Source organism: Streptomyces sp. JNUCC 63 (assembly GCF_054366325.1).
Map to the genome: position 1 here is coordinate 3,238,455 of NZ_CM135963.1, position 22,523 is coordinate 3,260,977.

At 71.8% G+C, this 22,523-nt stretch carries 24 protein-coding genes and 3 tRNA genes; 6 read left to right on the plus strand and 21 right to left on the minus strand.

The window, feature by feature from the left end:
* Window positions 1-73 precede the first annotated feature (73 nt).
* Window positions 74-1,300, plus strand: a complete 1,227-nt coding sequence (locus ACX25U_RS14665; RefSeq protein WP_454392253.1) for a pyridoxal phosphate-dependent aminotransferase — start codon at window positions 74-76, stop codon at window positions 1,298-1,300.
* 132 nt (window positions 1,301-1,432) lie between these two features.
* Window positions 1,433-2,464, plus strand: coding sequence for an adenosine deaminase (locus ACX25U_RS14670; protein WP_454392255.1), 1,032 nt, complete (start codon window positions 1,433-1,435; stop codon window positions 2,462-2,464).
* 34 nt (window positions 2,465-2,498) lie between these two features.
* Here the strand turns inward: ACX25U_RS14670 and ACX25U_RS14675 are convergent, their stop codons facing one another.
* The 7 genes from ACX25U_RS14675 to ACX25U_RS14705 all read right to left on the minus strand — a co-directional run bounded on the left by ACX25U_RS14675 (window position 2,499) and on the right by ACX25U_RS14705 (window position 5,848).
* On the minus strand, window positions 2,499-3,212 hold the full coding sequence (locus tag ACX25U_RS14675; RefSeq protein WP_454392257.1) for a DsbA family protein: 714 nt from the start codon (window positions 3,210-3,212) through the stop codon (window positions 2,499-2,501).
* A gap of 85 nt (window positions 3,213-3,297) precedes the next feature.
* Complete coding sequence (locus ACX25U_RS14680) at window positions 3,298-4,353, minus strand: UDP-N-acetylmuramate dehydrogenase (RefSeq protein WP_454392259.1); 1,056 nt, start codon at window positions 4,351-4,353, stop codon at window positions 3,298-3,300.
* A 66-nt stretch (window positions 4,354-4,419) separates the two neighbouring features.
* Window positions 4,420-4,848, minus strand: a complete 429-nt coding sequence (locus tag ACX25U_RS14685; RefSeq protein WP_454392261.1) for a MaoC family dehydratase — start codon at window positions 4,846-4,848, stop codon at window positions 4,420-4,422.
* A 7-nt stretch (window positions 4,849-4,855) separates the two neighbouring features.
* Window positions 4,856-5,308 (minus strand): FAS1-like dehydratase domain-containing protein, encoded by a 453-nt coding sequence (locus tag ACX25U_RS14690; RefSeq protein ID WP_454392263.1) that lies wholly within the window; start codon window positions 5,306-5,308, stop codon window positions 4,856-4,858.
* Between the two features lie 96 nt (window positions 5,309-5,404).
* Window positions 5,405-5,569: a 50S ribosomal protein L33 gene (rpmG, locus tag ACX25U_RS14695; RefSeq protein ID WP_003948671.1), complete on the minus strand. Its 165-nt coding sequence runs from the start codon at window positions 5,567-5,569 to the stop codon at window positions 5,405-5,407.
* A gap of 87 nt (window positions 5,570-5,656) precedes the next feature.
* Window positions 5,657-5,729: transfer RNA gene (locus tag ACX25U_RS14700), tRNA-Met, on the minus strand.
* Between the two features lie 46 nt (window positions 5,730-5,775).
* Window positions 5,776-5,848: transfer RNA gene (locus ACX25U_RS14705), tRNA-Thr, on the minus strand.
* Between the two features lie 197 nt (window positions 5,849-6,045).
* Between ACX25U_RS14705 and ACX25U_RS14710 the strand changes: the two genes are divergently transcribed.
* Window positions 6,046-7,308: an amidohydrolase family protein gene (locus ACX25U_RS14710; protein WP_454392265.1), complete on the plus strand. Its 1,263-nt coding sequence runs from the start codon at window positions 6,046-6,048 to the stop codon at window positions 7,306-7,308.
* Window positions 7,309-7,387: 79 nt separating this feature from the next.
* Window positions 7,388-8,044, plus strand: a complete 657-nt coding sequence (locus tag ACX25U_RS14715) for an SDR family oxidoreductase (protein WP_454392267.1) — start codon at window positions 7,388-7,390, stop codon at window positions 8,042-8,044.
* A gap of 61 nt (window positions 8,045-8,105) precedes the next feature.
* On the opposite strand, the gene ACX25U_RS14720 is transcribed toward ACX25U_RS14715, so the two are convergent.
* Window positions 8,106-8,187, minus strand: a tRNA-Tyr gene (locus ACX25U_RS14720).
* 228 nt (window positions 8,188-8,415) lie between these two features.
* Between ACX25U_RS14720 and ACX25U_RS14725 the strand changes: the two genes are divergently transcribed.
* Entirely contained in the window at window positions 8,416-8,904 is a 489-nt protein-coding gene (locus ACX25U_RS14725; protein WP_454392269.1) for a YajQ family cyclic di-GMP-binding protein, read from the plus strand.
* 110 nt (window positions 8,905-9,014) lie between these two features.
* Here the strand turns inward: ACX25U_RS14725 and ACX25U_RS14730 are convergent, their stop codons facing one another.
* Entirely contained in the window at window positions 9,015-9,281 is a 267-nt protein-coding gene (locus tag ACX25U_RS14730) for a GlsB/YeaQ/YmgE family stress response membrane protein (protein WP_454394279.1), read from the minus strand.
* Between the two features lie 140 nt (window positions 9,282-9,421).
* Between ACX25U_RS14730 and ACX25U_RS14735 the strand changes: the two genes are divergently transcribed.
* Complete coding sequence (locus ACX25U_RS14735) at window positions 9,422-10,678, plus strand: APC family permease (protein ID WP_454392270.1); 1,257 nt, start codon at window positions 9,422-9,424, stop codon at window positions 10,676-10,678.
* 25 nt (window positions 10,679-10,703) lie between these two features.
* Here ACX25U_RS14735 and ACX25U_RS14740 read toward each other — a convergent pair whose 3' ends face one another.
* The 12 genes from ACX25U_RS14740 to ACX25U_RS14795 all read right to left on the minus strand — a co-directional run bounded on the left by ACX25U_RS14740 (window position 10,704) and on the right by ACX25U_RS14795 (window position 22,360).
* Window positions 10,704-11,096, minus strand: a complete 393-nt coding sequence (locus tag ACX25U_RS14740; protein WP_454392272.1) for a YccF domain-containing protein — start codon at window positions 11,094-11,096, stop codon at window positions 10,704-10,706.
* Window positions 11,093-11,956 (minus strand): zinc metalloprotease HtpX, encoded by an 864-nt coding sequence (gene htpX, locus ACX25U_RS14745; protein ID WP_454392274.1) that lies wholly within the window; start codon window positions 11,954-11,956, stop codon window positions 11,093-11,095. The genes ACX25U_RS14740 and htpX overlap by 4 nt, the downstream gene beginning before the upstream one ends.
* 233 nt (window positions 11,957-12,189) lie before the next feature.
* A complete protein-coding gene (locus tag ACX25U_RS14750; RefSeq protein WP_454392276.1) occupies window positions 12,190-13,719 on the minus strand; it encodes an NADH-quinone oxidoreductase subunit N in 1,530 nt (509 codons plus the stop codon).
* Window positions 13,716-15,344, minus strand: coding sequence for a complex I subunit 4 family protein (locus ACX25U_RS14755; protein ID WP_454392278.1), 1,629 nt, complete (start codon window positions 15,342-15,344; stop codon window positions 13,716-13,718). The genes ACX25U_RS14750 and ACX25U_RS14755 overlap by 4 nt, the downstream gene beginning before the upstream one ends.
* A gap of 6 nt (window positions 15,345-15,350) precedes the next feature.
* Window positions 15,351-17,345, minus strand: coding sequence for an NADH-quinone oxidoreductase subunit 5 family protein (locus tag ACX25U_RS14760; protein WP_454392280.1), 1,995 nt, complete (start codon window positions 17,343-17,345; stop codon window positions 15,351-15,353).
* A complete protein-coding gene (nuoK, locus tag ACX25U_RS14765) occupies window positions 17,342-17,740 on the minus strand; it encodes an NADH-quinone oxidoreductase subunit NuoK (RefSeq protein WP_454392282.1) in 399 nt (132 codons plus the stop codon). The genes ACX25U_RS14760 and nuoK overlap by 4 nt, the downstream gene beginning before the upstream one ends.
* Window positions 17,740-18,366, minus strand: coding sequence for an NADH-quinone oxidoreductase subunit J family protein (locus ACX25U_RS14770; RefSeq protein ID WP_454392284.1), 627 nt, complete (start codon window positions 18,364-18,366; stop codon window positions 17,740-17,742). Before ACX25U_RS14770 ends, nuoK begins: the two co-directional genes overlap by 1 nt.
* Entirely contained in the window at window positions 18,363-18,977 is a 615-nt protein-coding gene (locus ACX25U_RS14775) for a NuoI/complex I 23 kDa subunit family protein (RefSeq protein ID WP_454392286.1), read from the minus strand. The genes ACX25U_RS14770 and ACX25U_RS14775 overlap by 4 nt, the downstream gene beginning before the upstream one ends.
* Window positions 18,977-19,945 (minus strand): complex I subunit 1/NuoH family protein, encoded by a 969-nt coding sequence (locus tag ACX25U_RS14780; RefSeq protein ID WP_454392288.1) that lies wholly within the window; start codon window positions 19,943-19,945, stop codon window positions 18,977-18,979. The genes ACX25U_RS14775 and ACX25U_RS14780 overlap by 1 nt, the downstream gene beginning before the upstream one ends.
* Complete coding sequence (locus ACX25U_RS14785; protein WP_454392289.1) at window positions 19,942-21,357, minus strand: NADH-quinone oxidoreductase subunit C; 1,416 nt, start codon at window positions 21,355-21,357, stop codon at window positions 19,942-19,944. The genes ACX25U_RS14780 and ACX25U_RS14785 overlap by 4 nt, the downstream gene beginning before the upstream one ends.
* Window positions 21,354-21,962: an NADH-quinone oxidoreductase subunit B gene (locus ACX25U_RS14790; protein ID WP_454392291.1), complete on the minus strand. Its 609-nt coding sequence runs from the start codon at window positions 21,960-21,962 to the stop codon at window positions 21,354-21,356. The genes ACX25U_RS14785 and ACX25U_RS14790 overlap by 4 nt, the downstream gene beginning before the upstream one ends.
* Window positions 21,953-22,360 (minus strand): NADH-quinone oxidoreductase subunit A, encoded by a 408-nt coding sequence (locus ACX25U_RS14795; protein WP_454392293.1) that lies wholly within the window; start codon window positions 22,358-22,360, stop codon window positions 21,953-21,955. The genes ACX25U_RS14790 and ACX25U_RS14795 overlap by 10 nt, the downstream gene beginning before the upstream one ends.
* Between the last annotated feature and the right edge of the window lie 163 nt (window positions 22,361-22,523).

Genomic DNA, 22,523 nt, shown 5'->3' on the forward strand with positions numbered 1-22,523 from the left:
GGAAACCGACAGGGCGGGCCTGTGAGCGAAACCGAAGTGCCGCGGCCGTTCCCGGTCTGAAACGATGGACGGTATGAGCGCTGCAACTCCTCCCACCGAGCGCCGGGTCTCCGCCCGAGTCGGCGCGATCTCCGAGTCCGCCACCCTCGCCGTGGACGCCAAGGCCAAGGCTCTCAAGGCCGCCGGGCGTCCGGTGATCGGCTTCGGCGCCGGTGAGCCGGACTTCCCGACCCCGGACTACATCGTCGAAGCCGCGATCGAGGCCTGCAAGAACCCCAAGTACCACCGGTACACGCCGGCCGGCGGCCTGCCCGAGCTGAAGGCCGCGATCGCCGCCAAGACGCTGCGCGACTCCGGCTGGGAGCCGGACGTCTCGCAGATCCTGGTCACCAACGGCGGCAAGCAGGCCATCTACGAGGCGTTCGCCGCGATCCTCGACCCGGGTGACGAGGTCATCGTGCCGGCGCCGTACTGGACGACGTACCCGGAGTCCATCCGCCTGGCCGGCGGTGTCCCCGTCGAGGTCGTCGCCGACGAGACCACCGGCTACCGCGTGACGGTCGAGCAGCTGGAGGCCGCCCGCACGGAGAAGACCAAGGTCGTCCTCTTCGTCTCCCCCTCCAACCCGACCGGCGCGGTGTACTCCGAGGCCGAGACCGAGGCGATCGGCCGCTGGGCCCTGGAGCACGGCCTGTGGGTGCTCACCGACGAGATCTACGAGCACCTGGTCTACGGCGACGCCGTCTCCGTCTCCCTGCCGGCGCTGCTGCCCGAGCTGCGCGACAAGTGCATCGTGGTCAACGGCGTCGCCAAGACGTACGCCATGACCGGCTGGCGCGTGGGCTGGGTCATCGGCCCCAAGGACGTGGTCAAGGCCGCGACGAACCTCCAGTCGCACGCCACGTCGAACGTGGCGAACGTCTCCCAGGCTGCCGCCCTCGCCGCCGTCTCCGGCGGTCTGGAGGCGGTCGCGAAGATGCGCGAGGCCTTCGACCGGCGGCGCAGGACCATCGTGCGGATGCTCAACGAGATCGACGGCGTACTCTGCCCGGAGCCGGAGGGCGCGTTCTACGCCTATCCGTCGGTGAAGGCGCTGATCGGCAAGGAGATCCGCGGCAAGCGCCCGCAGAACTCGGTGGAGCTGGCCGCGCTCATCCTGGAGGAGGCCGAGGTCGCGGTCGTCCCGGGCGAGGCCTTCGGCACGCCGGGCTATCTGCGGCTGTCGTACGCCCTCGGTGACGAGGACCTGGTGGAGGGCGTCAGCCGGATCCAGAAGCTGCTGGCGGAGGCGCGGGACTGAGGCCCCCCCTTTTCACGCGGGGCCCGCGACCTACTCCCGTGAGCAGGTCGCGGGCCCCTTCATTTGTGCGAGCAAGACCACGAAAGTGGAAACGACTACCGGGACGCGGGGGACGTGCGGCACGATCCAGAGATGGAGCGTGTACGTGATGTCTCTGAGCTGCCGAAAGCCCATCTGCACCTGCACTTCACCGGGTCGATGCGGCCCGGCACCCTGCTGGAGCTGGCCGACAAGTACGGTGTACGGCTGCCCGAGGCGCTGACGGAGGCCCTGGTCAGCGGGGAGCCGCCGAAGCTGCGGGCGACGGACGAGCGGGGCTGGTTCCGCTTCCAGCGGCTGTACGACGCGGCGCGCTCCTGCCTGCGGCAGCCGGAGGACATCCGGCGCCTGGTGCGGGAGGCCGCCGAGGAGGACGTCAAGGACGGTTCGGGCTGGCTGGAGATCCAGGTCGACCCGACCTCGTACGCCCCGCGCCTGGGCGGACTGATCCCGGCTCTGGAGATCATCCTGGACGCGGTGGAGACGGCGTCGCGCGAGACGGGCCTGGGGATGCGGGTGCTGGTCGCCGCGAACCGTATGAAGCACCCTCTGGACGCGCGCACGCTGGCCCGGCTGGCCGTGCGCTACCGGGACCACGGCGTGGTCGGCTTCGGGCTGTCGAACGACGAACGCCGGGGCATGGCGCGGGACTTCGACCGGGCGTTCGCGATCGCCCGGGCCGGCGGCCTGTTCGCGGCCCCGCACGGCGGCGAGCTGACCGGCCCGGCCTCGGTCCGCGACTGCCTGGACGACCTGCAGGCCCACCGGGTGGGCCACGGGGTGCGCGCGGCGGAGGACCCGCGTCTGCTGGGGCGCCTCGCCGACCGGGGCGTGACCTGCGAGGTGTGCCCGGCGTCGAACGTGGCCCTCGGCGTGTACGAGAAGCCGGAGGACGTACCCCTGCGCACGCTCTTCGAGGCCGGTGTTCCGATGGCCCTGGGCGCCGACGACCCCCTGCTGTTCGGCTCCCGCCTGGCGGCCCAGTACGACCTCGCCCGCCACCACCACGCCTTCACGGACGCCGAACTGGCGGAACTCGCCCGCCAGTCGATCCGCGCGTCGGCGGCCCCGGAGGACGTCCGGGCGAAGCTGCTGTCGGGGGTGGACGACTGGCTGGCGGGCTGACGGGGAGTGCGCCGCGGCCGAGGCCTCGGCGGCGTCAGGAGCGGGCCGTGGCGCCGATCACCATGGGCAGCATGTCCTTGTCGAAGAGGCCTCCGGACAGCTGATCGGGGACGGCCTTGCCGTTGACCTTCACCGTGGGGGTGCCGGGCGCTCCCGACTTCTCGAAGGCCTTCTCGGAGGCGGTCACGAAGTCGCGGTGCTTCATGCCCTTGACCGCCGCGTCGAACTCCGTGCCGCGCAGGCCCTGGACCTGGGAGGCCATGTCGAGCAGGAACGCGTCGGTGTAGCCGTCGACGGCCTCCTCGGGCTGGTGGGCGAAGAGCGCCTCGTGGTACTCGACGAATCTGCCCGCGTCCAGGGCGGCGCGCAGGGCGTTGGCGGCCTTCTTCGAGCCCTGGCCGCCGAGTCGGTCGTCGAGGAACGAGGCGAGCGTGTACTCGGCCCGGACCTCGCCGGACAGGACCATCGCGCGCAGCCCCTCGCCGCCGCCCCGGGTCTCGAACTCCTCGCAGACCGGGCAGCGCAGGTCCTCGTACACATGGACGACGATCTTCGCGTGCGGGGACCCCACGCGGACGGTGGTGCCGTCGGGTGCGAGCGTCTCGGGGATCTCCTCCACGCCCGTGTACGCCGGTGCGTCCGGCTTCCTGTCCCCGGCCTCGGCGTGTCGCTCACCGCATCCCGTGACGAGCACGCCCACCAGGACGGCCGCGACTGCGAGGGCACGTCTGCCGCGTCGCTCCCCCATGGTCTTCCCCTCCCCTTGTTCCCCTTGTTCCCCTTGTTCCCCTTGTTTCCTTTGTACCTGGTGAACCCACAGGCAGTCGCGCTGCCTACAGGCTCACGCCCACCGTCACCGGCTCGTTGACCAGGGTGATGCCGAAGGTCTCGCGGACGCCGGCCACGACCTCGCGGGCCAGGGTCAGCAGGTCCTCGGTGGTCGCGCCGCCGCGGTTGGTGAGGGCGAGGGTGTGCTTGGTGGAGATGCGTGCCGGACCGGTGCCGTAGCCCTTGGTGAAGCCGGCCTTGTCGATCAGCCAGGCCGCGGAGGTCTTGGTGTGCCCCTGGCCCGCCGGGTAGGCGGGCGGCTCGACGCCCTCGCCCAGCCGCTCCCGCACGCGCGCGCGGAAGGCGGCGAAGTCGGCGTCCGTGAGGATCGGGTTGGTGAAGAAGGAGCCGGCCGACCAGGTGTCGTGGTCCTCGGGGTCCAGCACCATGCCCTTTCCGGCGCGCAGCTTCAGCACGGTGTCGCGGGCGGTGGCGAGCGGCACCCGGTCGCCCGCCTCCACGCCGAGGGCGCGGGCGGTCTCGGCGTACTTGACGGGCGCCGACAGCCCGTCCGCGTCCTCCAGGGCGAAGCGGACGCGCAGGACGACGTACCGCTCCGGGTCGGCCTTGAAGCGGCTGTGGCGGTAGGAGAACACGCACTCCTCGTTGGCCAGGGTCACCGTCTCGCCCGCCCGGCGGTCGTAGGCGACGACCTCGGTGATGGTGGTGGACACCTCCTGGCCGTACGCCCCGACGTTCTGGATCGGGGTCGCGCCGGCGGAGCCGGGGATGCCGGACAGGCACTCGATGCCCGCGAGGCCGGCCTCGACGGTACGGGCCACCGCGTCGGTCCAGACCTCGCCGGCGGCCAGCTCCAGCGTCGTACCGCTGAGTTCGAAACCGCGGGTGGCGATGCGCAGGGCGGTGCCGTCGAAGCCCTTGTCTCCGATGACCAGGTTGGACCCACCGCCGATGAGCAGCAGCGGCGTGCCGGCGGCGTCGGCCTCGCGGACGGCGTCGATCACCTCGGCGTCGGTGGTCGCGGTGATCAGCCGGGTCGCGGGGCCGCCCAGCCGGAAGGTGGTCAGCGGGGCGAGGGGCGCGTCGTGGAGTTCCTGCACGCGCCCAAGACTACGAGACCCCGCTGACAGCCCGGCACGCCGACGGCCACGGGACCGCGGTGGCCGTCACGCCAGTCGTACGACCGCCCGGGACATTCCGAGGACCTTCTGGCCGTCACTCATGGCCGTCAGGTCGACCCGTACGGTGTTGTCGTCGAGCTTGGCCGCCACCTTGCCGGCGACCTCGATCAGGGCCCCCTTGTCGTCGTTCGGGACGACGACGGGCTTGGTGAAGCGGACGCCGTACTCGACGACGGCGCCGGGGTCGCCAGCCCAGTCGGTGACGACGCGGATCGCCTCGGCCATGGTGAACATGCCGTGCGCGATCACGTCCGGCAGCCCGACCTCCTTGGCGAACTTCTCGTTCCAGTGGATGGGGTTGAAGTCCCCGGAGGCGCCCGCGTACTGGACGAGGGTGGCGCGGGTCACGGGGAAGGTCTGGGCCGGAAGCTCGGTGCCGACCTCGACGTCGTCGTAAGCGATCTTCGCTGTCATCGGTTCCTCACGCCTCCTCGGCCGCGCGGGCCACCAGCTTGGTCCAGGCGGTCACGACGTGCTCGCCGGCCTCGTCGTGCACCTCGCCGCGGACATCCAGGATGTCGTTGCCGGCCAGGGACTTGATCGCCTCGATGGTGGAGGTGACGGTGAGCCGGTCGCCGGCGCGCACGGGCCGGGTGTAGACGAACTTCTGGTCGCCGTGCACCACGCGGCTGTAGTCGAGGCCGAGCTGCGGATCTTCGATGACCTGTCCGGCGGCCTTGAAGGTGATCGCGAAGACGAAGGTCGGCGGGGCGATCACGTCCGAGTGGCCGAGCGCCTTGGCGGCCTCCGGGTCCGTGTAGGCCGGGTTGGCGTCTCCCACCGCCTCCGCGAACTCACGGATCTTCTCCCGCCCGACCTCGTAGGGGGCGGTGGGCGGGTAGGACCGCCCCACGAAGGACTGGTCGAGCGCCATGGCTCGGCACCTCCTGGTGTCAGCTGGGGTTTCCCACATGAAACAACATGAGGCCGCCCCCCTGGCGCGGGGACGGCCTCATGTATGGGTTTTGTTTTATCGCGTCTCGCGGTGCGCGGTGTGCGCGTTGCAACGCGGGCAGTGCTTCTTCATCTCAAGACGGTCCGGGTTGTTGCGCCGGTTCTTCTTGGTGATGTAGTTCCGCTCCTTGCACTCCACGCAGGCCAGCGTGATCTTCGGGCGGACGTCGGTGGCAGCCACGTGAGTGCTCCTTGACGAACGGGTAGGTATTCAACGCAGAAAAGAGTAGCCGATCGAAGGACCGACCCCGCAATCGGCTACTGGGAGTAGCGGTGACCGGACTTGAACCGGTGACACAGCGATTATGAGCCGCTTGCTCTACCGACTGAGCTACACCGCTGCGATGCGATCGGGCCCCGCCTGGCGGCGGGAGCCTCTCACACCAGAGCCCCAAAACGGAATCGAACCGTTGACCTTCTCCTTACCATGGAGACGCTCTGCCGACTGAGCTATTGGGGCGAGCGAGGAAGACATTACACGCTTCGCCGCCCCACACCCAAATCCGATTCGCCGTGCCGTCCCGCCGTGCGGCCACACCGGTACGACTATTGCGCTCCTCCCTCGTCGGGCCCGGTGACCGCCCTAGGCTCGACCCACTCTGCGTGATCTTGCGTCCCGCGCGCGGCCACGCGGTCCATGTCCCCACCTGGAGTGCGATGCCCCCCGGTCAGCCGCCCCACTCGTCCTCCTCGCCGGGCTCGTCCGGACGGACGGATCCGGACGGGTTGTTGCTGTGCGGGGCCCGGCTGGCCGACGGACGGACCGTGGACGTACGGCTGGCCAGCGGGCGCATCGAGGCGGTCGGCACCGCCGGCAGCCTCGCCGCCGGCGGGCCGCGGGACGGAGGCACGCGCGTGGATCTCGGCGGCTATCTGCTCCTGCCGGCCCCGGCCGAACCCCACGCCCACCTGGACGCCGCCCTGACCGCCGACGGCGGTGGCGGTCCGGTGTCGTACGACCCGGAGGACGTCCAGCGCCGGGCGACCGAGGCCGCGCTGCTGCAACTGGGTCACGGGGCGACGGCCGTGCGCGCACACGTACGCGTGGGTGATGTCCAGGGGCTCGGCGCCCTGACGGCGGTCCTGCGGGCGCGGCGGGCGCTGCGCGGACTCACCGAGCTGACGACGGTGGCGGTGCCGCGCGTGCTCACCGGTGCGGCCGGTGCGGAGGGCCTGGCGGTGCTGCGGGACGCGGTGAAGGCGGGCGCGTGCGTGGTGGGCGGCTGCCCGGACGTGGACCCCGACCCCACGGGCTACGTCGAGGCGGTCCTCGAGGTCGCCTCCGAGCACGGCTGCCCTGTCGACCTGCACACCGACGGGGCCGACCCGGCCCGTCTGGCGCGGATCGCGGCGGTGGCGGGCGGGCTGCACCCCGGAGTCGCGCTGGGCCCGTGCGGCGGCCTGTCCCGGCTGTCGGCCGGGGCGGCCGCGCGGGTCGCGGACCAACTGGCCGCGGCCGGGGTGACGGTGGTGTGCCTGCCCCAGGGCGGCTGCGGGGGCGCCGAGGGGCGGGACACGGCTCCGGTACGGCTGCTGCGGGCGGCCGGGGTGCGGGTGGCCGCGGGCAGCGGGACCCTGCGGGACGTGTCGAACCCGGTGGGGCGCGGCGACCCGCTGGAGGCGGCGTATCTGCTGGCCTCACGCCACGGGCTGCGCCCCGAGGACGCCTACGACGCGGTGAGCGCGTCGGCCCGCGCGGTGCTCGGCCTGACCGAGGTGCGGGTGGAGGCGGGCTTCCCCGCCGAGCTGCTCGCGGTGCGCGGCGACCGGCTCGCGGGCGCGCTGTCGCTCGGGTACAGCCGGATCGTGGTGCACCGGGGGCGCGTGGTGGCGCGTACGAGTGCGGTACGGGAGTACTGCGACTCGGCCGCCGCGGTGGAGCTGGGGCTGCCGCGGCAGGGGCGGGGCGAGCTGTCGTGACGCGGTGTGCGGATGTGCGCCCCGGGACATGCCCGAAGTCGTACGGCGGACACGGCCGTTCGGGCGTACGGTCGGAGACATGCGCATTGTCATCGCTGGTGGTCATGGTCAGATCGCGCTGCGGCTGGAGCGGCTGCTCGCCGTGCGCGGGGACGAGGTGACGGGGATCATCCGCCGTGCCGAACAGAGCGAGGACCTGCGGGCGGCCGGTGCCGAACCGATCGTGCTCGACCTGGAGTCGGCGTCGGTCGAGGAGGTCGCGGAGCGGCTGCGGGGCGCCGACGCGGCGGTGTTCGCGGCGGGCGCGGGCCCGGGCAGCGGCGCGGCGCGCAAGGACACGGTGGACAAGGGCGCGGCGGTGCTGTTCGCGGACGCGGCGGTACGCGCGGGCGTGCGCCGCCACCTGGTCGTGTCGTCGATGGGCGCGGACGCGGGACACAAGGGCGACGAGGTCTTCGACGTCTATCTGCGCGCCAAGGGCGCGGCCGACGACCACGTCCGCGGCCAGGAGGCCCTGGACTGGACGATCCTGCGCCCCGGCGCGCTGACGAACGACGCCGGCACCGGCCTCGTACGCCTGGAGGCCCACACCGGCCGCGGCTCGATCCCCCGCGACGACGTGGCCGCCGTCCTGGCCGAACTGGTCGACACCCCCGCCACCGCCGGCCTGACCCTGGAACTCGTCAGCGGCTCGGCACCGGTGTCGGTCGCGGTGAAGTCGGTGGCGGGCAACTGAGAGCCCACACGAAAACCCCCTCTGATCTACGTCTCCGCAGATCAGAGGGGGTTTCCCACAGTGGCGGCGCCAGGATTCGAACCTGGGAAGGCTGAGCCGGCAGATTTACAGTCTGCTCCCTTTGGCCGCTCGGGCACACCGCCGGGTATTGCCGCCTGTTTGAACCACCTTTCGGCGGCGCTCCCTGGCAACGACGTAAACAATACCCGATGCGGAGGGGTGCCTCGCCACCCGATTGATCGGCACCGCGGGGACGGGGGATGACTAGGCTGGTGCGGATGCGGCACGCGGCCCGAAGGGCGGGCTCGGCGGCCTCCCCACGCCCGCCGACACGCATCCGATACGCACCCCGATACAAGGAGCCACAGGACATGGCCGACTCCAGTTTCGACATCGTCTCGAAGGTCGAGCGGCAGGAGGTCGACAACGCCCTCAACCAGGCCGCCAAGGAGATCTCGCAGCGCTACGACTTCAAGGGCGTGGGTGCCTCGATCTCGTGGTCCGGTGACAAGATCCTCATGGAGGCGAACTCCGAGGACCGGGTGAAGGCAGTCCTCGACGTCTTCCAGTCCAAGCTGATCAAGCGCGGTATCTCGCTGAAGGCCCTGGACGCGGGCGAGCCGCAGCTGTCCGGCAAGGAGTACAAGCTCTTCGCGTCGATCAAGGAGGGCATCTCCCAGGAGAACGCGAAGAAGGTGGCCAAGCTCATCCGCGACGAGGGCCCCAAGGGCGTGAAGGCCCAGGTCCAGGGTGACGAGCTGCGCGTCAGCTCCAAGAGCCGCGACGACCTGCAGGCCGTGATCTCCCTGCTCAAGGGCCAGGACTTCGACTTCGCGCTGCAGTTCGTGAACTACCGGTAGGGACGGCGCGCCACGCACGGGCGTGGGCACGCGGAAGTTACGGGAAAAAGGGTGGACACCGCGCTGGTGCCCACCCTTCTCCGTCTGCCGGCCGCGCCTCGGCGGTGCGCTCAGTCGCGGGAGTTGCCGAACAGGATGCGGTAGGCGATCAGCAGGACGAGCGAGCCGCCGATCGCCGCGGCCCAGGTGGCGCCGTCGTAGAAGCTCTTGCTGATCGGGTGGCCCAGCCAGCGGGCGGAGATCCAGCCACCGATGAACGCTCCGGCGATGCCGATGAGGGTCGTGCCGATGAAGCCGCCCGGGTCGCGGCCCGGGAGCAGGAACTTCGCGATGGCCCCGGCCAACAGTCCCAGGATGATCCAGCTGATGATGCCCATGCTCTGAACCTGCCCGTCGTACTCGTCACGTGTCGTGATCGTGCTTACCACACGCGTGTTCATGCGGCGTTCCGGCCGTGTCGGAGAGGAAGACGCCACAGCCACGCCCCGTGGTTGCGCCCGCCAATAGAGTTCGGACCATGACCCGCTCCTCTGCCGCCTCCGCGTCCGAGCTGCGGCGCACCCTGGGGGTCCGGGACGCCGTGGTGGTCGGGCTCGGCTCGATGATCGGGGCCGGGATCTTCGCCGCCCTGGGACCGGCGGCGCGCGCGGCCGGCTCCGGTCTGCTGCTCGGGCTCGCGGTCGCCGCCGTGGTGGCCTACTGCAACGCCACCTCGTCGGCGCGGCTGGCCGCCCGGTATCCGGCCTCGGGCGGCACGTACGTGTACGGGCGTGAGCGGCTCGGCATGTTCTGGGGCCATCTGGCGGGCTGGGCGTTCGTGGTCGGGAAGACGGCCTCCTGTGCGGCGATGGCGCTCACCGTGGGGGCGTACGTCTGGCCGGGGCAGGCGCACGCGGTGGCGGTCGCGGCCGTGGTGGCGCTGACCGCGGTGAACTACGGCGGCGTCCGGAAGTCCGCCTTGCTGACGCGGGTGATCGTGGCGGTGGTGCTGGCGGTCCTCGCTTCCGTGGTCGTCGTGTGTCTGGGTTCCGGCGCTTCCGCCGCGGGGCGGGCCGCCGTCGGCGGCCCCGTGGGCGCCGGCGGCGTGCTGCAGGCGGCCGGGCTGCTGTTCTTCGCGTTCGCCGGGTACGCACGGATCGCGACCCTCGGCGAGGAGGTACGGGACCCGGCGCGCACCATCCCCCGCGCGATCCCGCTCGCCCTGGGCATCGCGCTGGCCGTGTACGCGTGTGTGGCGGTGGCCGTCCTCTCCGTGCTGGGGCCGGTGGGGCTCGGGCACGCGGGAGCGCCGCTGGCCGACGCGGTGCGGGCGGCCGGGGTACCCGGGCTGGTGCCGGTGGTGCGGGCCGGGGCCGCCGTGGCCGCGCTGGGGTCGCTGCTCGCCCTCATCCTGGGCGTCTCGCGGACCACGCTGGCCATGGCACGGGACCGGCATCTGCCCGGCGCGCTGGCCGCCGTGCACCCCCGTTTTCAGGTGCCGCACCGGGCGGAGCCGGCCGTGGGCACGGTGGTCGCGGTCCTGGCCGCCACGGTGGACGTCCGGGGCGCGATCGGTTTCTCCTCCTTCGGTGTGCTGGCGTACTACGCCATCGCCAACGCCTCCGCCTGGACCCTGGACGCCTCTCCCGCCCGGCGCGCGGTTCCGGCGGTGGGACTCATCGGGTGCGTGACGCTGGCGTTCGCGCTGCCGTGGGTCTCGGTGGCCGTGGGCGCCGGTGTGCTGGCGGTGGGCATGGCCTCGTACGGCGTACGGCGGTGGGTGGCGGCGCGGTAGGGCTCCGGGTCTTTGCCCCCGTCCGTCAGCGTGCCGCGAACGGCTGGTCCGTGCGGACGATCTCGCGGCCCAGCGGGAACAGGGAGACCGGGATCAGCTTGAAGTTGGCGATGCCGAACGGGATACCGATGATCGTGACGCACAGCGCGATGCCGGTGGTGATGTGGGCGAGGGCCAGCCACCAGCCCGCGAGGATCAGCCACAGCACGTTGCCGACGCAGGAGGGGGCGCCCGCGTCGCGGCGCTCGACCGTGGTGTACCCGAAGGGCCACAGGGCGTAGACGCCGATACGGAAGGCGGCGATGCCGAACGGAATGCCGATCACGGTGATGCACAGCAGCACTCCCGCGAGGAGGTAGCCGAGGAACAGCCAGAAGCCGCTGAGGACCAGCCAGATGACGTTGAGGATTGTCTTCACCGGTAGTGACCTGCCATCTGTTCGAGTCGGGCGATGCGCTCCGCCATCGGCGGGTGCGTGGAGAACATCTTCGACAATCCCTGGCCCGGGCGGAACGGGTTGGCGATCATCATGTGGCTCGCGGTCTCGATACGCGGCTCGGGGGGCAGCGGGAGCTGCTGGGTGCCGGTCTCCAGCTTGCGCAGAGCGCTGGCGAGGGCGAGGGGGTCGCCGGTGAGCCGGGCGCCGGACGCGTCGGCCTCGTACTCCCTGGAGCGGCTGATGGCCAGTTGGATGACGGTGGCCGCGAGCGGGCCGAGGATCATGATCAGGAGCATGCCGAGCAGGCCGGGGCCCTCGTCGTCGTTGGAGCGGCCGATCGGGATCAGCCAGGCGAAGTTGACCAGAAACATGATCACGGAGGCGAGGGCGCCGGCGACGGAGGAGATGAGGATGTCGCGGTTGTAGACGTGGCTGAGTTCGTGGCCGATCACGCCGCGCAGTTCACGCTGGTCCAGGATGCGCAGGATGCCTTCCGTGCAGCACACGGCCGCGTTGCGCGGGTTGCGGCCGGTCGCGAAGGCGTTGGGCGCCTCCGTCGGGGAGATGTACAGGCGGGGCATGGGCTGGCGGGCCTGAGTGGAGAGTTCGCGGACCATGCGGTAGAGAGCCGGGGCCTCGAACTCACTGATCGGGCGGGCGCGCATGGCGCGCAGTGCCAGCTTGTCGCTGTTCCAGTACGCGTACGCGTTGGTGCCGAGGGCGACGAGGACCGCGACGATCAGGCCGGTGCGGCCGAAGAAACTGCCGATGACGATGATGAGTGCGGACAGTCCCCCGAGGAGGACTGCGGTCCTGAGCCCGTTGTGCCGGCGGTGCACGGTACGCCCTCCAAGCGGTGCGGCAGGGGAACCCTTCGCTTGCTGCTGTTCGACGCCACTGGTGGCGTGGTGTCACCTCCAGTGGACCCTTACGTACTGGTCAACGCCAGGCGGGAGCCACGGGTTCCCTGGAGCGTGCGACGGCGCGCGGGCCGTCCGGGTGAGCGGGACGCCGGACGGCACGCGCGCGTGGGGGCCGGGTGCCCGGCGTGCGCGTGACGACTCCCCGGCGTTCAGAACAGACCGGTGCTCGCGAAGCGCAGGACCAGTTGGGGTGCGCCGGACAGGGCGATGCCGAGGACGGCCGTGAGGGTGATGGCGGCGGTGAGGGGGGCCGGGACGCGGTGCCGGACGGGTTCGCCCTCGGGGGCGCGGAACAGCAGTGCCGTCCACTGCAGGTAGTAGAAGAGCGCGATGACCACGTTGACGGCCATGACGACGGCGAGCCAGCCGAGTCCGGCGTCGACGGCCGCGGAGAAGACGGTGACCTTGGCGAACAGGCCGATGATGCCCGGGGGCAGTCCGGCCAGGCACAGCAGGAAGAAGGCCATCAGGAGGGCGGTCAGCGGGTTGGTGGCGTACAGGCCCCGGTAGTCCGTGAGGCGGTTGCGTTCCCTCGTACGGCCCATGAGGGCGGCCACGGCGAAGGCGCCGAGGTTCACGGCGGCGTACATGAGGGCGTAGGCGACCGTGGAGCCGATCGACTTCTGCGGGTCCTTCGAGTACCCGGCCGCGGCGATCGGCACCAGGAGGTAGCCGGCCTGGCCGACGGAGGACCAGGCGAGCAGCCGTACCGCGCTGTACGTGCGCGTGGCCTGCTGGCGTAGGGCGCCGACGTTGCCGACGGTCATGGTGAGCGCGGCGAGTACGGCGAGAGCCGGCCCCCAGGCGCCGGCGTACGACGGGAAGGCGACGACGGTGACGAGGATCAGGCCGGTGAAGCCGACCGCCTTGCCGATGACCGACAGGTAGGCGGCGATGGGCAGGGGGGCGCCCACGTAGGTGTCGGGAACCCAGAAGTGGAAGGGGACGGCGGCCGTCTTGAAGGCGAAGCCGACGAGGGTGAGGACGACGCCGGTCTGGGCGACGGTGTGGAGCTGTCCGTCGACGTGCTGGATGCGGTCGGCGATCTGGGTGAGGTAGAGGGTGCCGGTGGTGGCGTAGACGAAGCTGACGCCGAGGAGGCTGACGGCGGTGGCGGTGACCGAGGACAGGAAGAACTTCAGGGCCGCGTCGGAGGATTTGCGGTCGCCGTGCCGGAGGCCGACGAGGGCGAAGGCGGGCAGGGAGGCGACCTCCAGGGCGACGATCAGGGTCGCCAGGTCGCGCGCGGCGGGCAGGAGCGCGGCGCCGGCGGCGGAGGACAGCAGCAGGAACCAGAACTCCCCCTCGGGCAGTGCCCCGCGCGCGTCCTTCAGTGCGGTGACCGACAGTAGGGCCGTGAGGAGCGCGCCGCCGAGGACGAGGAACTGGATGACGAGGGCGAAGTGGTCGGCGGTGTAGCTGCAGACGTCGGCCTGTCCGGTCAGGCAGAACGTGGTGCGGCGGCCGTCGAGGAGGGGCAGCAGCAACAGCCCGGCGGCGGCGAGGCCCGCGACGGAGACCCAGCCGAGGACGGGTTTGCGGCCGGCGGGCACGAAGAGGTCGGCGACGAGCACCGCGAGCGCGACCACCGCGGTGAGGGTGGGCGGTGCGATGGCGAGCCAGTCGACGGACTGGACCACCGACTCGGCCGGCGGCTGGGCCAGGACCAGGGCGCTCATCGAGTGCCTCCTGCGAGGAGCTGCTGCACGGCCGGGTCGGTGAGCCCGAGCAGGGCCTTCGGCCAGAGCCCGGCGAGGACGGTGAGGGCGACGAGCGGGGTCCAGGCCGCGAACTCGTAACTGTGGACGTCGGCGAGCCGGGACGCCTGCCGGGGTACGGCGCCCATGCAGACGCGGCGGACCACGACGAGCATGTACGCGGCAGTCAGGAGGGTGCCGAACACGCCGATCGCCATGAAGGTGAGGAAGGCGGGCCGGCTGAGGCCGTCGGCGGGCTTGAACGAGCCGAACAGGGCGAGCATCTCGCCCCAGAATCCGGCGAGTCCCGGCAGGCCGAGCGAGGCGACCGCGCCGAAGGCGAGCAGACCGCCCAGGCGCGGGGCCCTTCCGTACAGGGCGGCGCCCGACTGGAATCGATTCGGCGCGGCGGAGCCGCTCGTTGAGGGGTGGTGGTCGGGCGACGGGAGGGCGAGGGCGTCGAGGTCGGTGGTGCCGGTGCGGTCCTTGAGCGCGCCGACGACGAAGAAGAGCAGGCCGGTGATGAGGCCGTGGGCGATGTTGCCGAACAGGGCGCCGTTCACGCCGGTCGGGGTCATGGTGGCGATGCCGAGCAGGACGAAGCCCATGTGGCCGACGGAGGAGTAGGCGATGAGCCGCTTGAGGTCGCCCTTGGCGCCCTGTTTGGCCAGGGCGAGGCAGGCCAGGGATCCGTAGATGATCCCGACGACGGCGAAGGCTGCGAGGTAGGGCGCGAAGGTGTGGAAGCCGTCGGGCGCGATCGGCAGCAGGATCCGGACGAAACCGTACGTTCCCATCTTGAGCAGGACGCCGGCCAGCAGGACCGAGCCGACGGTCGGGGCGGCGGTGTGAGCGTCCGGCAGCCAGCTGTGCAGCGGCCACATCGGCGTCTTGACCGCGAGCCCGATCCCGATCGCCAAAACCGCGATGACCTGCACGGTTGCGGTCAGTGACCGGCCGTTGTCAGTGGCGAGTGCGACCATGTCGAATGTGCCGGCCTTGATCCCGATCAGGAGCAGGCCGAGCAGCATGACGACCGAGCCGAGCAGCGTGTAGAGGATGAACCGCCAGGCGGCGGCCTGACGGCCCTCGCCACCCCAGCGGGCGATGAGGAAGTACATCGGGATGAGCACCATCTCGAACGCGAGGAAGAACAGCAGCAGATCGAGGACGGCGAAGGTCGCGAGGGTGCCGGACTCGAGGAGGAGCAGCAGCGCGACGAGGGCCTTCGGGGCCGGGCCCGCGGGTGGCTTGAAATAGGAGTACAGCGCGCAGAGGAAGGTCAGCAGCGCGGTCAGGACGAGGAGGGGGAGGGAAATGCCGTCGACGCCGAGGTGGATGCGCACGTGGAGTGCGGGGATCCAGCTGATGTCGGTCGTGGCCTGCATCTTCGACGCCTGGGAGTGGTCGAAGCCGGCCGTGAGGACGATCGCGGCGACGAGGACGGCGCCGGTGACCGTGACTCCGTGCCGGAGCACGGCCTGGTCGGGTGACTTCCCCTTCAGTCCGGGCGGGGCGGGCAGGAGAGCGGCGGCGGCGCCGAGGAGCGGGCCGACGACGAGGAATGCCAGAAGGAACTGCATCACGGACTCGTTGATACCGATCACGCCTGCTCACACTCCCGTGGCGAGAAGGACGGCGGCGACCGTGAGGACGACGGTGCCGGCGAGCAGCGCGCTCACATAGGTCTGCACATTGCCGGTCTGGGCACGCCGTACGGCGGCCCCGAGCAGCCGGGGTGCGGCGCCGGCGCCGCGTACGTAGGTCTCGACGACCTCGCGGTCGAGGAACCGGACGAGACTCGCTCCGGCCAGGACCGGGCGGACGAAGAGGGCCGCGTACACGGCGTCGAGGTGGAAGCCGACGGCCGCGTGGCGGTGCAGCGGTCCGAGCAGCAGCCGTCCGGGGTCGGCGGGGTCGGGCGCGTAGGCGATGTCCCCGTAGGCGGGCTTGTGGCTGGCGATGGCCTCGGCCTCGACGAGTCCGGCGTCGGCCTCCGGGTGGGCGGCGACGGCGCCGAGAGGGACGCGGGCGGCGAGCGCGGTGGTGTGCCGCCAGGCGCCGTAGGTGACGATGCCGCCGACCAGGGCGATTCCCGTGCCGAGGACGGAGGTGGTGAGCGTGGGGCTCAGGTCGCGGCCGTCGAACCAGGCGGGAAGGAGGCGGAAGGCGAGGCCGCCGAAGGCGAGGGACGGGACGGCGAGCACCCAGAGGACGGTGTTCATGACGAGGGGCTGCTTGCCGTGGTCGGGGGCCTCGGTGCCCCGGCCGCGGAAGGTCAGCAGCCACAGGCGCATGGCGTAGGCGCCGGTGAGCAGGGCCGTGACGAGGCCGGCGACGAGGACGGTCCAACCCGCCGCGCCGGGGGCGTGGTCGGTGTGGCCGGAGGCGACGTGTTCGGCGGCGCCGAGGACGGACTCCTTGGAGAAGAAGCCGCTGAAGGGAGGGATCGCGGCGAGCGCGAGGAGCGCCACGGTCATCGTCCAGTAGGCGTCCGGGACGCGGTCGCGCAGGTTGCTCATGCGGGACATGGCGGCCAGCGAGTTGGTGCCGGCGGCGTGGATGATCACGCCGGCGGCGAGGAACAGCAGCGCCTTGAAGGCGCCGTGGGACAGGAGGTGGAAGACGGCGGCGCCGCGGTCGGCGACGGCGAGGGCGCCGGTCATGTAGCCGAGCTGGCTGATCGTCGAGTAGGCGAGGACGCGTTTGATGTCGTCCTGGGCGAGTGCGGCGAGCGCCGAGCCGGCCATGGTCACGGCGGCCATGACGGCGAGGACGGTCATCGCGGCCGCGGAGGCCTGGAAGACGGGAAGGAGTCGGGCGACGAAGTAGACACCGGCGGCGACCATCGTCGCGGCGTGGATCAGCGCGGAGACGGGTGTGGGGCCCGCCATCGCGTCGGGCAGCCAGGTGTGCAGCGGGAACTGCGCCGACTTCCCCGCCACGCCGGCGAGGAGCAGCAGGGCGATCACGGTCGGGTGGTGCAGTCCGCCGCTCGCGACGGTGCCGAGGACCTTGGTGATCCGGAAGGACCCGGCGGCGGTGCCGAGCGCGAACAGGCCGATCAGGAACGGCACGTCGCCGAGCTTGGTGACCAGGAAGGCCTTGATGGAGGCGGCGCGGGCCTCCGGGGTCTCCCAGTAGTGGCCGACCAGGAAGTAGGAGCAGATGCCCATCACTTCCCAGCCGACCAGCAGCACGATCAGGTCGCCGGAGTAGACGACGAGCAGCATCGCGGAGGTGAACAGGGAGACGAGAGCGGCGTAGGAGGGATAGCGCGGGTCGTCGCGCAGGTAGCCCGTGGAGTAGATCTGCACGCAGGTGGCGACGACGCCGACCAGGACGGCGACGAGCGCGGCGAAGCCGTCGATGTGCAGGGCGAGCTCGATGGGGACCGAGCCGGTGGGTGTGAGCTCGGTGGCGGCGTCGACGGCCCGGCCGCCGCCCTGGTCCGCGGCGACCAGCACGGTCAGGACGAGGGAGGCGAGGGTCGGCAGGACGGCGAGCGGACGGACGAAGCCGGGGGCGGTGCGGCCGAGCAGCAGGCCGGCCACGGCGCCGAGGAACGGAAGGAGGGGGACGAGGACGGCGAGGGTGGTCGTGGTCACGCGGTGGCCTCAGCCTTCTCAGCGGCCCGCGCTCGCGCGGCGGCGTCGCTGTCGGGGCCGTCGTCGGAGTCGTCGGGACCCTCGGCGGCATCGCGGAGCCGGTCGATGTCCGAGGTGCCGCGGTTGCGGTGGACGGCGAGGACGATCGCCAGGCCGATGCCGATCTCGGCGGCGGCGATGGCGATGGTGAACAGGGTCAGGGCCTGTCCGGAGTGCAGGGTCTCGGCCGCGGCTCTGCTGAGCCAGACGTCGAAGGCCACCAGGTTGAGGTTGACGGCGTTGAGCATGAGCTCGACGGACATCAGGACCAGGATCGCGTTGCGGCGGGCGAGGACGCCGTACAGGCCGGTGCAGAAGAGGAGGGCGGAGAGCACGGCGGGATAGGCGAGGTGCATCAGCGGGCACCTCCCTTCGTGCCCTGGCCCGCACTCCGGTCGGCACCCTGGTCGCCGCGGGACTGCGGGGTCCGGGAGGCGGTGGCGTCCGCCTTCGCCTTGCGGGACAGGACGATCGCGCCGACCAGGGCGGCCAGCAGGAGGACGGAGAGGGCCTCGAAGGGCAGCACCCAGTTCTGGAAGAGGCTCTCGCCGGTGACCTTCGTGGAGCCGGCGGCGGCGCCGTCCAGGTCGATCCAGGTGGTGCGGAAGGCGTCGACGACCACCCAGACCAGGGCGGCCGCGGCGGCGACGGCCACGGTGAGGGCGGCCCAGCGGTTGCCGGAGTCGGCGTCCGGGGAGCGGCCGATGGGGGCCTTGGTGAGCATCAGGCCGAACAGGAGGAGGACGACGACGGAACCGACGTAGATGAGGACCTGTACCCAGGCGATGAACTCGGCGGTGAGCAGGAGGTACTCGACGGCGAGGCCGCCGAGGGCCACCACCAGCCACAGGGCGGCGTGCACCAGCTGCCGGGTGGTGACGGTGACGAGGGCGGCGCCGAAGGTGACCAGGCCGACGAGGAGGAAGGCGACCTCGACTCCGGTCGGGGAGAGGAAGCCGTGGCTTGCGGCGGCGATGCTCACGCGTCCTCCTCCCGCGGCTCGGTCTGCTGGGACTGCTCGGCCTGTGCGGTCTGCGCGGCCTGTTGCTGGGCGGCCAGCTTCTCGGCGGTCTTGCGGGCGGTGGCGATCTCCTTGGGTTCCTCCGCGCCGGGGTCCAGGGCGGGCGGGGCCGGCACGGTCCACATCCACTCGCGGAGTTTGTCGCGCTCGTGGGTGAGGTCGTGGATGTCGGTCTCGGCGTACTCGAACTCCGGGGACCAGAACAGGGCGTCGAAAGGACAGACCTCGATGCAGATACCGCAGTACATGCACAGGGCGAAGTCGATGGCGAAGCGGTCGAGGACGTTGCGGCTGCGTTCGCGGCCGCCGGGGGTCGCCGCCGGGATCGTCTCCTTGTGGGAGTCGATGTAGATGCACCAGTCCGGGCACTCGCGGGCGCACAGCATGCAGACCGTGCAGTTCTCCTCGAACAGGCCGATCACGCCGCGGGTGCGGGGCGGCAGGTCGGGCTGGGTGTCCGGGTACTGCTCGGTGACGGTCTTCTTCGTCATCGTGCGCAGGGTGACGGCCAGGCCCTTGACCAGACCGGAGCCGGGGATGCGGGGCCGGGTGGGCGGGAGCGACTCGGCCATCAGGAGATCACCACCTTGACGATGCCGGTGAGGGCGATCTGGGCGAGGGAGAGGGGGACGAGGAGGGTCCAGGACAGTTTCTGCAGCTGGTCCTCGCGCAGGCGGGGGTAGGTGACACGCAGCCAGATGACGACGAAGGCGAGGACGGCGGTCTTCAGCAGGGTCCACAACCAGCCGAGTCCGTCGGCGCCCCAGGGGCCGTGCCAGCCGCCCAGGAAGAGGACGGTGGTCAGACCGCACAGGACGACGATCCCGGCGTACTCGGCGAGGAGGAAGAGGGCGAAGCGGAGGCCGGTGTACTCGGTGTAGGCGCCGAAGATGATCTCCGAGTCGGCGACGGGCATGTCGAACGGCGGGCGTTGCAGTTCGGCGAGGCCGGCGACGAAGAAGACGATCGCGCCGACGATCTGCCAGGGCAGCCACCACCACTGGAAGGCGTGGACGATGCCGGGCAGGGAGACCGTGCCGGCCGCCATCGCCACGGAGGCGGCGGCGAGCAGCATGGGCAGTTCGTAGGCGAGGAGCTGTGCGGCGGTGCGCAGACCGCCGAGGAGGGAGAACTTGTTGGCGGAGGCCCACCCGGCCATGAGCGAGCCGAGGACGCCGACGCCCATCACGGCGAGCACGAAGAAGATGCCCGCGTCGAGGACCTGGCCGACGGCGCCCTCGCCGGGGCCGATCGGGATGGCGAGCAGCACGAGGAGGTACGGGAGCAGGGCGACGGCGGGGGCGAGCTGGAAGACCCGGCGGTCGGCGCCGGCCGGGACCACGTCCTCCTTCTGCGCGAACTTCACGCCGTCCGCGACGAGCTGGGCCCAGCCGTGGAAGCCGCCGGCGTACATGGGACCGAGGCGGCCCTGCATGTGGGCCATCACCTTGTGCTCGGTCTGACCGACGATCAGGGGGAAGGTGAGGAAGACCACGAAGACGATCAGGAGTCGCAGGGCGACGTCGACCGCGTCGTTCACCGCGGGCCTCCTTCGGAGTCGTCGGGGGTGTCGGGGGTGTTGTCGTCGGGGGTGTCGGGGGTGTCGTCCTCGGGTTTCCGCCTCGGCTTCGGCTCGGGCTCGTCGAACGCCGGGCGGGCGTGGTGCCAGGGGGCGTCCGAGCCGCGCGGGGCCGCGGGAGGCGTGGGCGACCGGTCGGCCGCCGCCGCGCGCTGGGAGGCCGAACCCTCGCTCGCACCGCGCGCGCGACGCGGCCCGGCGTCGGCCCGCTGGGACGCCGATCCCTCGGACGCGCTCCGCGCACGCCGCGGCCCGGGCCGGGCCGCGGGGGGCGCCCCCACGGTCGGTGTGCCCGGCTCATGGGCCACCGATGCCTCCGCGGCCGGTCCTTCCGCCGCCGCGGCCTGCGACGCCGTGCCTTCGGCCGCGGCCTGCTTCCGTCGCGCGGCACTCCCGGCCGCCGCCCCGCCGCCTTCCACGGGCACGTCCTCGGCCGCTGTCGGAGCCTCCGGGGCCGCATCCTCCGCGCCTGCCACGCGCTGACTGGCCGAACCCTCGGACGCGCTCCGCATCCGGCGGGACCTCCCGGCGGCCTGCCCCTGCGGCGCGGCGCTCCCGGCCACCGCTCCGGCCTCCCCGGGCACTCCCTCGGCCCCCGCCGGGGCCTCCCGGCCCGCGTCCTGGCTGACCGAACCCTCGCTCGCGCTCCGTATCCGGCGGGGCCTCGCGGCCCCGGTCGCATCCGCTGCGGGGCCGGTCTGGCTCGCCGAGCCCTCCGCCGCCGTGCGGGTACGCCGTACCGGACGGTCGCCCGCCGCGCGGGCCGCGCCCCTCGCCGGGCGGGCCGGGGCGGCCGGGAGCCGGCCCTTCAAAGGGCCCCACTCGTTGGGGTCGGGGACGCCCGGGGGCAGCATCTGGCGGCGCTTGGGGCCGCCGTGGTCCGAATCCCCCGGCTCCTTCGCCCCCGGCCAGGCCTTGGCGACGCGGGCGGCCAGGACGAAGTCCTTGCGCAGGGGATGGCCCTCGAAGGTCTCCGGCAGGAGGAGGTGGTCCAGAGCGGGGTGGCCCTCGAAGCCGACCCCGAACATCTCGTGCGTCTCGCGCTCGTGCCAGGCCGCGCCCGCGTAGACGTCGACCGCGGTGGGCAGCACCGGCGCCCCGTGCGGGACCGTCGTACGCAGCAGCAGGCGCCGTACCGGGGCGAGGGCGACGACATGGGCCGAGACACGGAAGCCCGTGCCCGGTTCGTCGACCGCGCTCAGCCAGTCGAAGTAGGTGCAGCCCAGCTCGTCGCGGGCGGTCAGCAGAGCGGGCACCCACGCGGTCGCCGGTACGTCCACCGTCAGGACCTCGTAGGACTCCTCCGCCGTGGCCTCGGCGCCGAACAGCTCCTCGGCGGGCGCGGGCAGCCAGCCGGCACCGGCACCGCTCATCGCGCGTCCCCCTCACCGGCGGTTCCGGCGGCCGGCGGCTTCACCAGCCCGCTTTGCAGCGCCGCCGTCGAAGGACGCGCCGTTTCGGCCCCGTACCGCTCCCCCAGCGACTCCCGCGCGATCTTCTCCTGGAGCTTCAGGATCCCCTGGAGCAGCGCCTCCGGGCGCGGCGGACAGCCGGGGACGTAGACGTCCACCGGGATGATCTGGTCGACGCCCTTGGTGACGGAGTACGAGTCCCAGTACGGGCCGCCGCAGTTGGAGCAGGCGCCGAAGGAGATGACGTACTTCGGCTCGGGCATCTGCTCGTACAGGCGCTTGATCGCCGGGGCCATCTTGTCCGTGACCGTGCCGGACACGACCATCAGGTCGGCCTGGCGCGGCCCGGGCGCGAACGGGATCACACCGAGCCGGATGAAGTCGTGCCGGGCCATCGACGCGGCGATGAACTCGATCGCGCAGCAGGCGAGACCGAAGTTGAAGACCCACAGCGAGTAGCGGCGGCCCCAGTTCAGGACGACCTTCATCGGCTCGGGAGCCAGCCGGGCGAGCGCACCCAGCCTCTTCGGCTCCGGCAGCAGAACGGGCTCGGGATTCACGTCCATGCCAGGACGCCCTTCTTGTATGCGTACAGCAGGCCCACGGTCAGGAAGCCGAGGAAGATGAACATCTCCACGAGCGTCGTCGCGCCGTAGCCGGGGGCGGCGAAGACCGTCGCCCAGGGGAACAGGAAGATCGAGTCGACGGCGAAGATGACGTACAGGAAGGCGTAGACGTAGTAGCGGACCTGGGTGTGTGCCCAGCCCTCGCCGACGGGGTCGACACCGCACTCGTACGTCAGCAGTTTCTCCGGCGTGGGGACCACCGGGCGCAGCAGCCGGCCCGCGCCGAAGGCGACGGCGACGAACAGCACGCCCACGACGGCGAGCAGTCCGACGACCGAATAGGACTGGAAGTGGTCCGCCGCGACGACGGCGGTCGACCCACGCAACGTCTCCCGCACCGTCCGTCCCCTCGCTCCCTGGCCGTGCCGGCCCCGTTGTCCCGGCCCTGCCGGTCCTGTCTCCTGGCCTTGTGTTCGACGATCTGTACGCACGGGAGTCTAGGCCCTGATAAAGGAACGGTAAGCAGTCCTTCACACCGTGAGATGCGAAGGTGGGGTTTTC